Source organism: Pseudorhodoferax sp. Leaf267 (assembly GCF_001422405.1).
Classification (GTDB): Bacteria; Pseudomonadota; Gammaproteobacteria; order Burkholderiales; family Burkholderiaceae_C; genus Pseudorhodoferax.
This window is the reverse complement of record NZ_LMMV01000003.1, coordinates 1-14,737: the sequence shown is the minus strand read 5'-3', so window position 1 is coordinate 14,737 and position 14,737 is coordinate 1. Positions and strand designations below refer to the sequence as shown.

Below are 14,737 nucleotides of genomic sequence, written 5' to 3'. Positions count from 1 at the left end.
TACAAAGCCTCTTATTATACGTATAAACCCGCAGCGCTCGACCAATTCACGGCTGCACTGATTTCGTCACCAGCCATGCCGATTGTTGCAGACCCTTTCGACCCCCTCCCGGCGACCCTTTGCCACCTCGATGGCGCACTGCTTCCCTTGCGCGAAGCGAAGGTCAGCGTGCTAGATCGCGGCTTCATCTTCGGCGACGGGGTCTACGAGGTGGTGCCGGTCTATGCGGGCCGCTTGTTCGGCTTCGACGCGCACATGGCGCGCCTGGACCGCTCACTCGCCGAAGTGCGCATCCCGAATCCGCACACGGCGCGCGGGTGGCGGGCCATCGCAGAGCAGTTGCTGAATGCGGCCGAGCCGGCGGCGCAACACGGTTTGTATCTGCAGGTCACCCGTGGCGTGGCCATGCGCGAGCACACCATGCCGAGCGGTTTGCGGCCCACGGTGTTCGCGATGTTGAATCCGATGAAGCCGGTCTCGGAAGCCGTGCGGGCGCAGGGCGTGGCCTGCGTCAGCGCAGAGGACTTTCGCTGGAAGAAGGCCCACATCAAGAGCACGAGCCTGCTGGGCGCGGTGCTGTCGCGGCAGATCAGCGCGGACGTCGGCGCGACGGAAACGGTGATGTTTCGCGATGGCTTTTTGAGCGAAGCCTCTGCGAGCAATGTGTGGGTCGTGAAGGACGGCCAACTCGCTGGCGCGACTCCGGACGAGCTGGTGCTGCGGGGCATACGCTATGGCGTGATCGAGCAGCTCTGCATGGACGCCGGTATCGGCTTCACGTTGCGTGGCATCACGCGCGACGAAGTGTCTGCGGCGGATGAATTGCTGCTCTCTTCGGCGAGCAAGGAGGTGCTGCCCGTGGCCACGCTCGACGGCCAGCCCATTGGGAACGGCCGCCCCGGCCCCATCTACGAACGCCTGTACGCGTTGTACCAACAAGCCAAGCAGAAAGGCCGTGACTGATGGACGCTCCGCAAAAAGAAGACCCGCGCAAGGACTCGCTGATCGAGTATCCCTCGCAGTTCCCGATCAAGGTCATGGGCCTCAAGGCCGATGGGTTCGTGCATGCGGTGACGCACATCGCGCACCAGTTCGATCCGGCCTTCGACGCGACCACGGTCGAGCTACGCGAGAGCAAGGGCGGCAACTACCTGGGCGTGACGGTCACGGTGACGGCGACGTCTCGCGAGCAGCTTGACGAGCTGTACCGCACGCTCAGCTCCCACCCCATGGTCAAGGTCGTGCTGTAGGCGTGTCGACACTCGAGATCCTGCCGCGCGGCCTGGTCGATTGCGGCGCGACCTGCACCGAGATGCAGGCGTTCACCGCCACCCGCACGTCCGACACACCGGACGCGTTGTGGCTGTGCGAGCATCCGCCCGTTTTCACGCAGGGCCTGGCCGGCAAGCCGGAGCACATCCTGCTGCCAGGCGATATCCCCGTGCTGGCAACGAACCGCGGCGGCCAAGCCACCTACCACGGCCCCGGGCAAGTGGTGGCCTACCCGTTGATCGACCTGCAGCGCGCTGGCTATTACGTGAAGGAGTACGTCTACCGCATCGAGGAAGCCGTGCTGCGCACCCTGGCGCACTTCGGCGTGACAGGCCACCGCGTGCGAGGCGCGCCAGGTATCTACGTGCGCTTGGACGACCCGTTCGGCCATGCGCGCCTCGCGCCCACACTGCCCGGCGAGCAGCCCAGCTTTCTGGGGCTCGGCAAGATTGCCGCGCTGGGCATCAAGGTCAGCCGCCATTGCACCTACCATGGCGTGGCGTTGAACGTGGCCATGGATCTGGAGCCCTTCTCGCGCATCAACCCCTGCGGTTACCCCAGCCTGCAAACGGTCGACCTTTCTACAATCGGCATCCCCACCACCTGGAACGAAGCGGCATCCGTGCTGAGCAGCAAGCTCGCCACCCAGCTCGCCGCATAGAGGCAAACCCGTGAGCACCACCGAAGTCGTTCGCGACGCACAAGACGCCGCCACCTACAACCCCCTGGCCAAGCAGAAGGCGGGGGCCAAGCTGTCGCGCATTCCCGTCAAGGTGGAGCAGGCCGAGACGCTGAAGAAGCCGGACTGGATCCGCGTCAAGGCGGGCTCGCCGACCACACGCTTCTACGAGATCAAGCAGATCCTGCGCGAGAGCAACCTGCACACGGTGTGCGAAGAGGCGTCCTGCCCCAACATCGGCGAATGCTTCGGCAAGGGCACGGCCACCTTCATGATCATGGGCGACAAGTGCACGCGGCGCTGCCCGTTCTGCGACGTGGGTCATGGCCGGCCCGATCCGCTGGACGCCGACGAGCCGCTGAACCTGGCGCGCACGATTGCCAAGCTGCGGCTGAAGTACGTGGTCATCACCAGCGTGGACCGTGACGACCTGCGCGACGGCGGCAGCGGCCATTTCGTCGAGTGCATCCGCCAGACACGCGCGCTGTCGCCCAGCACGCAGATCGAGATCCTGGTGCCGGACTTCCGTGGCCGCGACGACCGCGCGCTGGAGATCCTGAAGGGTGCACCGCCGGACGTGATGAACCACAACCTGGAAACCGCACCGCGGCTGTACAAGCAGGCCCGGCCCGGCAGCGATTACCAGTTCAGCCTGAACCTCTTGAAGAAGTTCAAGGCGATGCACCCCGGCGTGCCGACCAAGAGCGGCATCATGGTAGGCCTGGGCGAGACCGACGAAGAGATCCTGCAGGTCATGCGCGACATGCGTGCGCATGACATCGACATGCTGACCATCGGCCAATATTTGTCGCCCAGCAACAGCCACCTGCCAGTGCGCCGCTACGTGCACCCGGACACTTTCAAGATGTTCGAGGAAGAGGCTTACAAGATGGGGTTCAGCCACGCAGCCGTGGGCGCGATGGTGCGTTCGAGCTACCACGCCGACCAGCAAGCCGGCCACGTGCTCGCACCGACCTGAGTGCGCAGCCGGCGCTCAGTGCTTCGTGAGAAGCAGCGCCGGCTCTTCCGCCTGCATGACCTGGTCGGCCCAGGCCACCAGCTTGCCAGCATCGGCGCGCAGCACCTCCTGCTTGACAGCGAGGATCTGTGCCGGGTGCATCGAGAAGCTGCGCAGCCCCAGGCCCAGTAGCAGCCGCGTGTACTGCACGTCACCGGCCATCTCGCCGCACACGCTGACACCCTTGCCCTGCGCCCGGCACTCCGCGATGGTGCGGGCCAGCAACTGCAACACGGCCGGGTGCACCGGGTCGTACAGATGCGCAACGGATTCGTCGGCCCGGTCGATGGCGAGCGTGTACTGGATCAGGTCGTTGGTGCCGACGGACAGGAAGTCGAAATACTTGAGGAACAGTGGCAGGGTGAGCGCCGCTGCGGGCACTTCGATCATGGCGCCCAGCAGCACCGTGCCGAAGACCTCCCCGCGCGCGCTCAGCTCTGCACGCGCAAGATCGATCTGCGCCAGGGTCTGCCGGATCTCGCTGCCATGCGCCAGCATCGGGATCAAGAGGTGCACCGGCCCGTGCACCGCCGCGCGCAGGATGGCGCACAGCTGGGTGCGGAACATCGCCGGGTCGGCCAGGCTCCAGCGGATCGCCCGCAGCCCCAGCGCCGGGTTCAGGTGAGCTTCCTCCTTGAGTGCGCGGTCGAGCGGCTTGTCGGCGCCGATGTCCACGGTGCGGATGGTCACCGGCAACCCTTCCATGCCGAGCACGGCGCGCCGATAGGCCTGGTATTGCTCTTCCTCGTCCGGCAACTGACCGTGGCGGCCCATGAACAGGAACTCGCTGCGGAACAAGCCGACACCCGCGGCGCCAGCCTTCAGCGCACCGGGTGCATCTTCCGGCATTTCGATGTTGGCCAGCAGCTCGATGCGCTCGCCGTCCAGCGTCACGGCCGGCGTGTGCCGCAGCCGCGCCAGGCGTTCGCGCTCCAGGTCACCCTGGCGCTGCTTGAAGCCATATTCGGCCAGGATGATGGCCGACGGGTCGACGATCACGACGCCGCTGTCCCCGTCGATGATGACCCAGTCGTCCTGGCGCACCAGCTGGCTCGCGCTGCGCGCGCCCACCACGGCCGGGATGTCCATGCTGCGCGCCACGATGGCCGTGTGCGAAGTCTTGCCGCCCACGTCGGTCACGAAGCCGGCGAAGACGCTTTGCTTGAACTGCAGCATGTCGGCTGGCGAGAGGTCGTGCGCGATCAGCACCAGCGGCACATCGACCGTATCGTCCAGGAGCAGATCCTGTTGCGTCTTGCGCCGCGGCGTCGTCGGGGGCGCCACCGGGGAGGACACGCCCTTCATGTAGCGCAGGATGCGCTCGACCACCTGTTCCAGGTCGGCCTTGCGCTCGCGCAGGTACTCGTCCTCCATCTCGTCGAACTGGCGCGCGATGATCTCCAGCTGCGTCGTCAGTGCCCACTCGGCGTTGTAGAGGCGGTCTTTGATCCAGTGCTTGACGCCGTTGGTCAGGGCCTCGTCCTGCAGCAGCATCAGGTGCACGTCCAGCATGGCGGAGAGCTCGTGCGGTGCGTCATTGGGCCGCATCTGCGCCACGCTCAGATGCAGCCGATGCAGCTCCTCGACGACAGCATTGCGCCCTGCGCGCAGCCGATCGATCTCGGCATCCACGCGGTCGGCCTCGATGAAATAGTGCGCAACGTCCACGCGGCTGGAAGCCATCAGCACGGCACGACCGATCGCGACGCCGCGTGCGACCGGCAGGCCGTGGACGGAAAACGTCATGCCCGCCCCAGGGGGCGCATGGCGCCAGAACGCGGGCGGGCGCTCATTCCGCTTCGCCGAATTTGTCGGCGATGAGCGCCAGCAGCGCGTCCATGGCCTGCTGTTCCTGCGGGCCTTCGGTGTCGAGCGTGACTTCGGACCCCTTGCCGGCCGCCAGCATCATGACGCCCATGATGCTCTTGGCATTGACCCGGCGCTCGCCCTTGGCCATCCAGACTTCACACGGAAAGCTGCCAGCCAGCTTCGTGAGCTTGGCCGAGGCGCGCGCGTGCAGCCCCAGCTTATTGTTGATGGTCGTGGTCGCTTTGATCATTCCTCTTCCTTGCCTGGTTCTGGGGCGCCGTGATGGCCACCTGCATCACACCCTGGGTGCCGCCGACCAGCGCCCGCGACACCAGCGCATCCAGTGGCTCGTGCCGGTAACTGACGGTGCGCAACAGCATGGGCAGGTTGACACCGGCGACCAGCTTGGAGCGCACGCCATCGACCAGCCGCGCAGCCACGTTGCACGGCGTGGCGCCAAAAACGTCTGTGAGCACAAGCACGTGTTCGGTGCCCAGTTGCGCCATTGCAATACGGGCTGCCGCGAAGGTCTCCTCGGGCGATACATGGGGCTGAACGTCGAGCGATTGCAGTCCCCGCTCGCAATCGGGAAACACATGCAGCGCACATTGCCGCAGCGCATGCGCCAGCGGAGCGTGGGCGATGATCAGGATGCTGTTCATTGCAGACCATTATGGGGCGGGGCATGGCACCGGGAACGCGGCGACGGCGCCGTGCCCCGGGCTGGGTGGACGTTCATGGCACGGCCAGACTGGAAAAGAAGGTATCGGCCGCATCGGCCATGGCCATGGCCGTGGGCGAAAACGCGGCCGCGTGGAACAGGTGCACGCCATCGGCATCGACGCGCGCGAACCAGGCCGCCTGCATGGCTACAGGCGCGCCGTCCGCCCCCCGCCCGGACGCCTGCAGCCGCAGGGACTGCGGCGCGTTCCAGCCTCCGGGCACGGCGAACGGCTGCTCGCGTACATCCGTGGCCTGCACATGCGCCAGCACCGCGGTTTTCCACAGTGCCAGCATGCTGGCCGCCTGGGCGGTGTCGGGTACAAGCACGTGGGACACCGCGAAGGTTGCGCCACCGGCATTGCACCCCTGCATGACCAGCGCCAAGGTCTGGCCGCCCATCGTCACATCACGCTGGGCTCGGTCCGGCTTGCAAGGCAGGAGCATGCGCAACGGCGTGGCCTCCAACCGCACAGCACGCCAATTCAAGGCTGGGCTGCAGCCCAGCACTGCCACCGCCATTGCCACGACCCACCACCTGACTGCACCGCGCATGCCGGGATTATCGGGGTCGCCTCGACGACGCCACCCACGTAGTCCACATCAATTGGCGGCAGCGCAGGGTGTGGGGAAAGCGCCATCACGGTAAAGTGCCGGCAGGCGAACTTTTCCGTCGCCAGAGACTCCCTCGCTGCAGCCCTCCACGGTTTCGCCTTCGCTGACCTCTGCCATGAACAAGATCTACACCTTTGCCACCGCTGCCGTCCTGCTGACGGCGGGGGCGCTCGGCTATCACGTGATGGCGTCCCCCGCGGCGGCGCCGCAGGCCAGCTATGTGCTGCTCGATGGCAGCACGAAGACCACCGAGGATCTCAAGGGCCGCGTCACGCTCGTGAACTTCTGGGCCACTAGTTGCGTGACCTGCGTGGCCGAGATGCCGCGCATTGTCGAAACCTACGACAAGTTCCACGCAAAAGGTTTTGACACCCTGGCCGTGGCCATGCAGTACGACCCCCCGAGCTATGTCGTGAACTATGTGGAAACGCGCAAGCTGCCGTTCCGGGTCGCGATCGACAACACCGGCGCCGTGGCCAAAGCCTGGGGCGATGTGCAGCTGACCCCGACCACGTTTGTCGTCAACAAGCGTGGCCAGATCGTCAAGCGCTATGTGGGCGAGCCGGACTTCGCAGAGCTGCACCGGCTCATCGAAAAACTGCTGGCCGAAGCCTAACGGCGGGGCCCCGCCCCGGCCCTGCCTACTTGCCGCGGAAGGCGTCGTGGCAGGCCTTGCAGCTGCCGGCGGTCGCACCGAACGCGGTCTTCAAGGTGTCCAGGTTGCCGGTCTTGGCGGCAGCGGCCAGCTTCGCGGTCTCGGCCACCATCTTGTCGCTGGCTTCCTTGAACTTGGCGGGCTCGGTCCAGATCGCAGGCTCGGCCTTGGTCGGCGCGCCCTTGTCAGTGCCGGGGCCGAAGCCTGCCCAGGGCAGTTGCGCCATGGCTGCCACGATGTCCGCGTTCTCGGCCGCCACCTTGGCATCGAAGGGGACGCGCCCGTTCACCATCGCGCCGATGCGGCCGAAGTGTTGGCCCAGCACGAACAACGCGCTCTGGCGGTACTTGATCGCGTCCTCGGTCTTGGCAAACTGGGCCGATGCGGGCGCGGCGAGCACCAGCAAACTGCTGGCCAGGACGGACGTGAGAATGGCTTTCATGGCTTTTCTTTCGTGGGTAGGGAATGCGTGCAGACGTCAAGGTGAAACCTTGCCCGTGACGCAGGCGACGTTGTACCGGAAAAGCCCGGACATCTGGCAGATTTCCGATCGAGAGCCTGACGCATAAGATCGCACGCAGCGCACCAAGGAGGGCCGCATGCTGCATCGGGTACGCGTCTGGGATCTGCCCACACGCATTTTTCACTGGACGCTGTTCGTCAGCGTGATCGGGCTCGTCGTCACAGCCAAGATCGGCGGCAACGCCATGGTCTGGCATTTCCGCCTGGGTTACGTCGTGCTGGCCCTGTTGCTGTTCCGGCTCATCTGGGGACTCGTCGGCGGGCGCTGGTCGAGGTTCTCGTCCTTCATCCACTCACCGAGGACGCTGCTGCGGTACTTGCGCGGCGAGGGCGGGCCGGAGCTGTCGATCGGCCACTCGCCGTTGGGCGCCGGTTCCGTCTTCGCACTGCTGGCGGCCTTGCTGGTGCAGGTGCTGAGCGGACTGACCAGCGACGACGAGATCGCATTTGCCGGGCCGCTGTCCCGCTTTGTTTCCAATGCGGTCGTGGGGCAGGCCACCTGGTACCACAAGGCCGTGGGCCAATGGCTGGTCATCGGCCTGGTGGTGCTGCACATCGCAGCCGTGCTGTACTACCTGTGGCGCAAAAAGCAGAACCTGCTCCAGCCCATGGTCCACGGCGACAAGCAGCTCGCATCGCCTGCCGCCGCATCACGCGATGACGGTGCCTCGCGCATGCTCGCCCTGGTGCTCCTGCTCCTGTGCGGGGCTGCGGCCAACTGGATCTCCAGCCTCGGCGGCTAACGCACCACCGCGGCGTCGCACCGACGCCGCTGACCGTAGCGCCAACCACCCAAGCACCGAAGCGATGACACCACAGATCAGAATCGTCCAGCCCGACACGCCGGAGCTGTTGCAAGCCACGCGGGCCATCTTCGAAGAGTACGCTGCAAGCCTGGACATCGACCTGGCATTCCAGTCTTTCGCCGCCGAGCTCGACAGCCTGCCGGGCCACTATGCAGCGCCCCACGGCACCTTGCTGCTGGCCCAGGTGGACGATGCCATCGCCGGCTGCTGCGCACTGCGGCCCTGTGCGGATGTGGACTATGCCAATGCCTGCGAGATGAAGCGCCTCTACGTGCGCAAGGCGTTCCGCGGCTTCGGGTTGGGGCGGCAGTTGGCTGAGGCCGCGCTGGACGCCGCCCGCCATGCCGGTTACGCCAACGTGCTGCTCGATACGCTGGACGACATGGAGGCTGCACGCGCGCTGTACGAGGAGCTGGGTTTCGAGGAGATCCCTCCGTACTACCAAAGCCCGATCGCTGGCGCGCACTACCTCAAAGCCGAGCTCTGAGCCCGCTCAGGCCTTGGCTTGCGCGAGCAAAGTCGCCGCGTCGCTCACCTCGAACTTGCCCGGCGCTTCGATGTTCAGCGCCGCCACCTTGCCGTCCTTGACCAGCATGGAGTAGCGGTTGCTGCGCAAGCCCATGCCGCGCGCCTCCAGATCCAGCGTCAGGCCCGTGGCCTTGGCAAATGCCGCACTTCCGTCGGCCAGCATCCGCACCTTGCCTTCGGTCTTCTGGTCGCGCGCCCAGGCGCCCATCACGAAGGCGTCGTTGACGCTGACGCACCAGATCTCGTCCACACCGGCTGCCTTCAGCGCGGCCTGGTGTTCGACATAGCCTGGCACATGCTTGGCCGAGCACGTCGGCGTGAACGCGCCCGGCAGACCGAAGATCGCAATGGTTTTGCCAGCCGCCGTCTTGCCCACGTCGACCGGATTGGGGCCGATGCTGCAGCCCTCGCCCTCGACCTCCGAATACTCCATCAGGGTGGCCTGGGGCAGGCTGTCGCCAACTTTGATCATGCTGTTCTCCTATGTGAACGGTGTAAAAAACTCGGCAACACCGCGCGTGCAGCCGGAAACGAAAAACGGCCCACATTGTGGGCCGTTTTGAAGAGGATGACCGGCCAAGCCGGCCAGCCCATCAAAGCTCGGGAGCTTTTTGCACCAGGCGCGTCGCGACCCAGTTCTTCGTCTTGGAGATCGGACGGCTTTCCGTGATCTCGATCGTGTCGCCCAACTTGAACTCACCCTTTTCGTCATGGGCGTGGTACTTGCTGGAACGGCCGACGATCTTGCCGTAGAGCTCGTGCTTGACACGGCGCTCGATCAGCACGGTCACCGTCTTGGCGCGCTTGTCACTGACGACCTTGCCGACCAGGGTGCGCTTGAGGGAGGGTTTTGCTTCCGTCATGGTGCTTCCTTACTTGGCGGCCTGTTCGGCGCTCAGCTTCTGCGCCAGGATGGTCTTGGCACGCGCGATGTCGCGACGCGTGGCGCGCAACGAAGCGTTGTTGTTCAGCTGTTGCGTGCCTTTTTGCATGCGCAGGCCGAAATGGGCCTTTTGCAGCTCTTTGACTTCAGCCTGGAGGCCAGCAGCATCCTTGGCCTGCAGGTTCTTGCGGGATTCAGTAATTTTGGACATGGTGGTTTCCTCGATCACTGGCCGATCATGCGGCTGACGAACGTCGTGCGCAGCGGCAGCTTGGCCGCAGCCAGGCGGAACGCTTCACGCGCGAGCTCTTCGGGCACGCCGACGATCTCGAACACGATCTTGCCGGGCTGGATCTCAGCCACGTAGTACTCGGGGTTGCCCTTGCCGTTACCCATCCGGACTTCGGCGGGCTTTTGCGAAATGGGCTTGTCCGGAAACACGCGGATCCAGATGCGGCCGCCACGCTTGACGTGACGCGAAATGGCACGACGAGCAGACTCGATCTGACGTGCGGTCAGACGACCACGGTCCGTGCACTTCAGGCCGAAGTCACCGAACGCGACCGAGCTGCCTCGGGTCGCGATGCCGGTGTTACGGCCCTTTTGCTCTTTGCGGTACTTGCGGCGAGCAGGTTGCAACATGTTTATTCTCCTTTACCGTCAGCAGCGGGTGCTGCAGGCGCGGCTACCTTGCGGACGCGCTGAACGGTAGATTTCGGCGCGGCTGCGCCATCGGTAGGCTTGTCGGAACCATCGGCTGGAGCGCCTGCACCACCCATGGGACGGCGCGGGCCACGTGCCGGCGGACGGTCATTGCCGCCGGGGCGACCACCACGGTCGTCACGACGCGGACCACGCGGACGACGCTCTTCTTCAGGACGTGCTTCCTGCACCACAGGTGCATCGCCACGGCCCAGTGTGTCGCCCTTGTAGACCCAGACCTTGACACCGATGATGCCGTAGGTGGTCTTGGCTTCGGACACGCCGTAGTCGATGTCGGCACGCAGGGTGTGAAGCGGCACGCGACCTTCGCGGTACCACTCGCAACGTGCGATTTCGATGCCGTTCAAGCGGCCCGACGACATGATCTTGATGCCCTGTGCGCCCAGGCGCATCGCGTTCTGCATGGCGCGCTTCATCGCGCGGCGGAACATGATGCGCTTTTCGAGCTGCTGGGTGATGCTGTCGGCGATCAGCTTGGCATCGACTTCGGGCTTGCGCACTTCTTCGATGTTGACGGCCACCGGCACGCCCAGTTGCTTGGCCAGTTCGCGCTTGAGGTTCTCGATGTCCTCGCCCTTCTTGCCGATCACCACGCCCGGACGTGCCGAGAAAATGGTGATGCGGGCGTTCTTGGCAGGACGCTCGATCAGCACGCGGGAAACCGAAGCGTTCTTCAGCTTCTTCTTCAGGTACTCGCGCACCTTGATGTCTTCGGCCAGCATGCCGGCGAAGTCCTTGTTGCTGGCGTACCAGCGGCTGGACCAGTTACGGCTGACCGCGAGGCGGAAGCCGGTTGGATGGATTTTCTGTCCCATAGCTTTCCAGACCCTTAGTTGCCAACCGTCACGTACACGTGGCACGTGGGCTTGCTGATGCGGTTGCCACGGCCCTTGGCGCGTGCGGCGAAACGCTTGAGCGTGGCGCCTTGCTCGACGTAAATGGTCTTGACCTTCAATTCGTCGATGTCGGCACCGTCGTTGTGCTCGGCGTTCGCAATCGCGGACTCCAGCACCTTCTTGATGATGACGGCGGCCTTCTTCTGCGTGAATTGCAGCGTGTTCAGCGCCTGGTCCACCTTCTTGCCGCGGATCAGATCAGCCACCAGCCGACCCTTGTCGACCGACAGACGAACGCCCCGGAGGACTGCACGTGTTTCCATGGTCTTTCCTTATTTCCGCACGACTTTTTTGTCGGCAGGGTGACCCTTGAAAGTACGGGTGAGTGCGAACTCGCCCAACTTGTGGCCCACCATTTGATCGGTGATGTAGACCGGCACGTGCTGCTTGCCGTTGTGCACCGCGATCGTCAGACCGATGAACTCGGGCAGGATCATGGAGCGACGCGACCAGGTCTTGATCGGCTTCTTGTCCTTGGTGGTCACTGCCTTGTCGGCCTTGGCAACCAAGTGATGATCCACGAATGGACCTTTCTTGAGAGAGCGGGTCATGTGCTATCCCTTACTTCTTGCGACGCGACACGACCATCACCTGGGTGCGCTTGTTGTTACGGGTGCGGTAACCCTTGGTCAGGTTGCCCCATGGGTCGACAGGATGGCGTCCTTCGCCGGTCTTGCCTTCACCACCACCGTGCGGGTGGTCAACCGGGTTCATCACCACACCGCGAACGGTCGGGCGGATACCCATCCAGCGCGTCACACCGGCCTTGCCCAGACGGCGCAGGCTGTGCTCTTCGTTGGCCACTTCGCCAATCGTCGCGCGGCATTCGATGTGGATCTTGCGAACCTCACCGGAGCGCATGCGGACCTGAGCGTACGTGCCTTCGCGTGCCAGCAGCGTTGCAGAGGTACCGGCCGAGCGTGCGATCTGCGCGCCCTTGCCGGGTTGCAACTCGATGCAGTGGATCGTCGAGCCCACCGGGATGTTGCGGATCGGCAGCGTGTTGCCCGCGCGGATCGGCGCCTCGGCACCGGACAGCAGCGTGGCACCGGCTTCCAGGCCACGTGGCGCGATGATGTAGCGACGCTCGCCGTCGGCATAGCACACCAGAGCGATGTGGGCCGAACGGTTCGGGTCGTACTCGATGCGCTCGACCTTGGCGGGAATGCCGTCCTTGTTGCGCACGAAGTCGACCACACGGTAGTGGTGCTTATGACCACCGCCGCGATGGCGAATCGTGATGTGACCGTTGTTGTTGCGGCCAGCCTTCTGGAATTGCGATTCCAGCAGGGGTGCGTGAGCCGGGCCCTTGTGCAGGTGGTCACGCGTGACCTTCACCATGCCGCGACGGCCTGGCGAAGTTGGTTTCATCTTGATGACAGCCATTACGCGGCCTCCCCGGTCAGGTGCAGTTCTTGCCCAGGTTGCAGGGTCACGTACGCCTTGCGCACATTGTCCCGGCGGCCCATGGACTTGCCGAAGCGCTTGGCCTTGCCCTTGGTGTTCACCACCGACACGCCCTTGACTTCGACCTTGAACATCAGCTGCACCGCAGCCTTGATCTCATGCTTGGTCGCGTCCTGCAGGACCTTGAAGGTCACGGCATTGGACTTCTCGGCAACCATCGTGGCCTTCTCGGACACCACGGGTGCCACGAGGACCTTCATCAGGCGGCCCTCGTCGAATTGCTTGGAGGAGCTCATGCGAACATCTCCTGGAGTTTGTCCATGGCGGCCTTGGTCACCAGGACTTTCTTGTAATGCACCAGCGACACCGGGTCGGCGTAACGCGGTTCCACGACCAGCACGTTGACCAGGTTGCGGGAAGCCAGGTACAGGTTCTCGTCGACTTCGTCGGCGATGACCATGACCGAGGACGCGAGGTTCAGCGCCTTCAGACGGGCAGCCAGTGCCTTGGTCTTGGGCGAATCCACCGTCAGCGACTCCACCACAGCCAGGCGGCCTTCGCGGGCCAGCTGCGAGAAGATGGACGCCATGCCGGCGCGGTACATCTTCTTGTTGATCTTCTGGGTGAAGTTTTCGTCCGGCATGTTCGGGAAAATCCGACCGCCCCCACGCCACAGCGGGGAGGACGTCATACCGGCACGTGCGCGACCCGTACCCTTTTGCTTGAAAGGCTTCTTGGTCGAGTGGCGAACCTGTTCACGGTCCTTCTGCGCACGCGTGCCCTGGCGGGCGTTGGCTTGGTAGGCCACCACGACCTGGTGCACCAGGTCTTCGTTGTAGGCACGACCGAACACGGTGTCGGGCACGTCCACCTTGGAGGCGGCTTGGCCCTGGTCGTTGAGGAGTTCGAGCTGCATCAGTTCGCTCCCTTTGCAATCTTGGCCTTGATGGCGGGACGGATCGTCACGAACCCACCCTTGGAGCCGGGCACGGCGCCACGGATCAGCAGCAGCTGACGCGCTTCGTCGATGCGGATGACGTCCAGGTTCTGCGTGGTCACGGTGTCGTCGCCGAGGTGGCCGGACATCTTCTTGCCGGGGAACACACGGCCCGGATCCTGCGCCATGGAGATCGAGCCCGGCACATTGTGCGAGCGGCTGTTACCGTGCGACGCGCGCTGCGAGCTGAAGTGGTGACGCTTGATGGTGCCCGCGAAGCCCTTGCCGATCGTCGTGCCTTGCACGTCGACCTTTTGGCCCACTGCAAACAGCGAAGCCACCGGCACGGTCGCGCCGGCCTGGTACTGGGCCGCCGCATCGGCGGTCACACGGAATTCTTGAACGATCTCACCGGCTTCCACGCCTGCCTTGGCAAGGTGGCCGGCTTGCGGCTTGGACACGCGCGAAGCTTTGCGCGCACCGAACGTCACCTGCAGGGCGACATAGCCGTCGTTCTCTTGGGTCTTGACCTGGGTCACCCGGTTGTTGGACACATCGACCACCGTGACAGGCACTGCATCGCCGTCGTCGGTGAACAAACGCATCATCCCAACCTTGCGTCCCAGCAACCCGAGGGAGTTGCTTTGACTCATAGTTTTCTCCGTAACTTCCACCGTTGCGACTGCAATTGGCCGCAACGTTTTGGCGTGAAAGACTGTTGATGAATCTCCACCCGAATCGGGCGAAGCCAAAAATTATAGCGCGAAGCTGCCACCAGGGCAACTTCGCGCCATATACACAACGGCCAAGGCCGCGAAAGGATGCTTACTGCAGCTTGATTTCGACGTCGACGCCGGCCGGCAGGTCGAGCTTCATCAGCGCGTCCACGGTCTTGTCCGTGGGATCGACGATGTCCATCAGGCGCTGGTGCGTGCGGATCTCGAACTGGTCGCGGCTCGTCTTGTTGACGTGCGGCGAGCGCAGGATGTCGAAACGCTTCATGCGCGTGGGCAGGGGCACGGGGCCCTTGACGATGGCGCCGGTGCGCTTGGCGGTGTCGACGATCTCGGCAGCCGATTGGTCGATCAGCTTGTAGTCGAAGGCCTTCAGGCGGATGCGGATCTTTTGCTTGGTAGACATGGTGCTTCCTTGTGCTCAGTTCCGCTTACGCAATGATCTTGGCCACGACACCAGCGCCGACCGTCTTGCCGCCTTCGCGGATGGCGAAGCGCAGGCCTTCTTCCATGGCGATCGGGTTGATCAGCTT

24 protein-coding genes and 1 pseudogene are annotated in these 14,737 nt (G+C 64.4%); 7 read left to right on the top strand and 18 right to left on the bottom strand.

Annotation, left to right across the window (positions count from 1 at the left end; all coding sequences use genetic code 11):
- The first annotated feature begins 75 nt into the window (after positions 1 to 75).
- The 4 genes from ASF43_RS08195 to lipA all read left to right on the top strand — a co-directional run bounded on the left by ASF43_RS08195 (position 76) and on the right by lipA (position 2,930).
- Positions 76 to 963: an aminotransferase class IV gene (locus tag ASF43_RS08195; protein WP_056178869.1), complete on the top strand. Its 888-nt coding sequence runs from the start codon at positions 76 to 78 to the stop codon at positions 961 to 963.
- Positions 963 to 1,250, top strand: a complete 288-nt coding sequence (locus ASF43_RS08190; RefSeq protein ID WP_056178866.1) for a YbeD family protein — start codon at positions 963 to 965, stop codon at positions 1,248 to 1,250. The genes ASF43_RS08195 and ASF43_RS08190 overlap by 1 nt, the downstream gene beginning before the upstream one ends.
- Positions 1,251 to 1,312: 62 nt before the next feature.
- A complete protein-coding gene (gene lipB, locus ASF43_RS08185) occupies positions 1,313 to 1,933 on the top strand; it encodes a lipoyl(octanoyl) transferase LipB (RefSeq protein ID WP_056179260.1) in 621 nt (206 codons plus the stop codon).
- A 10-nt stretch (positions 1,934 to 1,943) separates the two neighbouring features.
- Positions 1,944 to 2,930: a lipoyl synthase gene (gene lipA / locus ASF43_RS08180; protein ID WP_056178863.1), complete on the top strand. Its 987-nt coding sequence runs from the start codon at positions 1,944 to 1,946 to the stop codon at positions 2,928 to 2,930.
- A gap of 15 nt (positions 2,931 to 2,945) precedes the next feature.
- Here lipA and ptsP read toward each other — a convergent pair whose 3' ends face one another.
- From ptsP to ASF43_RS08160, 4 genes are all read right to left on the bottom strand, one after another.
- Complete coding sequence (gene ptsP, locus ASF43_RS08175; RefSeq protein WP_056178860.1) at positions 2,946 to 4,715, bottom strand: phosphoenolpyruvate--protein phosphotransferase; 1,770 nt, start codon at positions 4,713 to 4,715, stop codon at positions 2,946 to 2,948.
- A 43-nt stretch (positions 4,716 to 4,758) separates the two neighbouring features.
- A complete protein-coding gene (locus ASF43_RS08170; RefSeq protein ID WP_056178857.1) occupies positions 4,759 to 5,028 on the bottom strand; it encodes an HPr family phosphocarrier protein in 270 nt (89 codons plus the stop codon).
- Positions 4,997 to 5,440: a PTS sugar transporter subunit IIA gene (locus ASF43_RS08165; protein WP_056178854.1), complete on the bottom strand. Its 444-nt coding sequence runs from the start codon at positions 5,438 to 5,440 to the stop codon at positions 4,997 to 4,999. Before ASF43_RS08165 ends, ASF43_RS08170 begins: the two co-directional genes overlap by 32 nt.
- Before the next feature lie 73 nt (positions 5,441 to 5,513).
- Positions 5,514 to 5,945 (bottom strand): hypothetical protein, encoded by a 432-nt coding sequence (locus ASF43_RS08160; RefSeq protein ID WP_235578184.1) that lies wholly within the window; start codon positions 5,943 to 5,945, stop codon positions 5,514 to 5,516.
- 283 nt (positions 5,946 to 6,228) lie between these two features.
- On the opposite strand from ASF43_RS08160, the gene ASF43_RS08155 reads away from it, so the two are divergent.
- Positions 6,229 to 6,729, top strand: a complete 501-nt coding sequence (locus tag ASF43_RS08155) for a TlpA disulfide reductase family protein (protein WP_056178848.1) — start codon at positions 6,229 to 6,231, stop codon at positions 6,727 to 6,729.
- Between the two features lie 25 nt (positions 6,730 to 6,754).
- Here ASF43_RS08155 and ASF43_RS08150 read toward each other — a convergent pair whose 3' ends face one another.
- Positions 6,755 to 7,210, bottom strand: coding sequence for a cytochrome c (locus tag ASF43_RS08150; protein ID WP_056178846.1), 456 nt, complete (start codon positions 7,208 to 7,210; stop codon positions 6,755 to 6,757).
- Positions 7,211 to 7,367: 157 nt separating this feature from the next.
- Between ASF43_RS08150 and ASF43_RS08145 the strand changes: the two genes are divergently transcribed.
- Both ASF43_RS08145 and ASF43_RS08140 read left to right on the top strand, forming a co-directional pair.
- Positions 7,368 to 8,033 (top strand): cytochrome b/b6 domain-containing protein, encoded by a 666-nt coding sequence (locus ASF43_RS08145; protein ID WP_056178843.1) that lies wholly within the window; start codon positions 7,368 to 7,370, stop codon positions 8,031 to 8,033.
- Between the two features lie 64 nt (positions 8,034 to 8,097).
- Positions 8,098 to 8,583: a GNAT family N-acetyltransferase gene (locus tag ASF43_RS08140; protein WP_056178841.1), complete on the top strand. Its 486-nt coding sequence runs from the start codon at positions 8,098 to 8,100 to the stop codon at positions 8,581 to 8,583.
- Between the two features lie 6 nt (positions 8,584 to 8,589).
- Here the strand turns inward: ASF43_RS08140 and ASF43_RS08135 are convergent, their stop codons facing one another.
- The 13 genes and pseudogenes from ASF43_RS08135 to ASF43_RS29755 form a co-directional block, all read right to left on the bottom strand.
- Positions 8,590 to 9,096 (bottom strand): peroxiredoxin, encoded by a 507-nt coding sequence (locus ASF43_RS08135; RefSeq protein ID WP_056178838.1) that lies wholly within the window; start codon positions 9,094 to 9,096, stop codon positions 8,590 to 8,592.
- Between the two features lie 121 nt (positions 9,097 to 9,217).
- Entirely contained in the window at positions 9,218 to 9,487 is a 270-nt protein-coding gene (gene rpsQ, locus ASF43_RS08130) for a 30S ribosomal protein S17 (RefSeq protein ID WP_056178835.1), read from the bottom strand.
- A gap of 9 nt (positions 9,488 to 9,496) precedes the next feature.
- Entirely contained in the window at positions 9,497 to 9,718 is a 222-nt protein-coding gene (rpmC, locus tag ASF43_RS08125; RefSeq protein ID WP_056179257.1) for a 50S ribosomal protein L29, read from the bottom strand.
- A gap of 14 nt (positions 9,719 to 9,732) precedes the next feature.
- Positions 9,733 to 10,149, bottom strand: coding sequence for a 50S ribosomal protein L16 (rplP, locus tag ASF43_RS08120; RefSeq protein WP_056178832.1), 417 nt, complete (start codon positions 10,147 to 10,149; stop codon positions 9,733 to 9,735).
- A gap of 2 nt (positions 10,150 to 10,151) precedes the next feature.
- A complete protein-coding gene (gene rpsC, locus ASF43_RS08115) occupies positions 10,152 to 11,045 on the bottom strand; it encodes a 30S ribosomal protein S3 (RefSeq protein ID WP_056178827.1) in 894 nt (297 codons plus the stop codon).
- 14 nt (positions 11,046 to 11,059) lie between these two features.
- A complete protein-coding gene (gene rplV / locus ASF43_RS08110; RefSeq protein ID WP_056178823.1) occupies positions 11,060 to 11,389 on the bottom strand; it encodes a 50S ribosomal protein L22 in 330 nt (109 codons plus the stop codon).
- A gap of 9 nt (positions 11,390 to 11,398) precedes the next feature.
- Positions 11,399 to 11,677, bottom strand: coding sequence for a 30S ribosomal protein S19 (rpsS, locus tag ASF43_RS08105; protein WP_056178820.1), 279 nt, complete (start codon positions 11,675 to 11,677; stop codon positions 11,399 to 11,401).
- Between the two features lie 10 nt (positions 11,678 to 11,687).
- Positions 11,688 to 12,512 carry a 50S ribosomal protein L2 gene (gene rplB / locus ASF43_RS08100; protein ID WP_056178817.1) on the bottom strand — a complete coding sequence of 275 codons (825 nt, stop codon included), beginning with the start codon at positions 12,510 to 12,512 and terminating at the stop codon, positions 11,688 to 11,690.
- Positions 12,512 to 12,829: a 50S ribosomal protein L23 gene (gene rplW, locus ASF43_RS08095; protein ID WP_056178814.1), complete on the bottom strand. Its 318-nt coding sequence runs from the start codon at positions 12,827 to 12,829 to the stop codon at positions 12,512 to 12,514. Before rplW ends, rplB begins: the two co-directional genes overlap by 1 nt.
- Positions 12,826 to 13,449: a 50S ribosomal protein L4 gene (rplD, locus tag ASF43_RS08090; RefSeq protein WP_056178811.1), complete on the bottom strand. Its 624-nt coding sequence runs from the start codon at positions 13,447 to 13,449 to the stop codon at positions 12,826 to 12,828. The genes rplW and rplD overlap by 4 nt, the downstream gene beginning before the upstream one ends.
- Entirely contained in the window at positions 13,449 to 14,123 is a 675-nt protein-coding gene (gene rplC / locus ASF43_RS08085; RefSeq protein WP_056178808.1) for a 50S ribosomal protein L3, read from the bottom strand. The genes rplD and rplC overlap by 1 nt, the downstream gene beginning before the upstream one ends.
- 172 nt (positions 14,124 to 14,295) lie before the next feature.
- On the bottom strand, positions 14,296 to 14,610 hold the full coding sequence (gene rpsJ / locus ASF43_RS08080; RefSeq protein ID WP_019575636.1) for a 30S ribosomal protein S10: 315 nt from the start codon (positions 14,608 to 14,610) through the stop codon (positions 14,296 to 14,298).
- Between the two features lie 25 nt (positions 14,611 to 14,635).
- Positions 14,636 to 14,737 (bottom strand): annotated as a pseudogene (locus tag ASF43_RS29755) (elongation factor Tu); the annotation flags it as partial.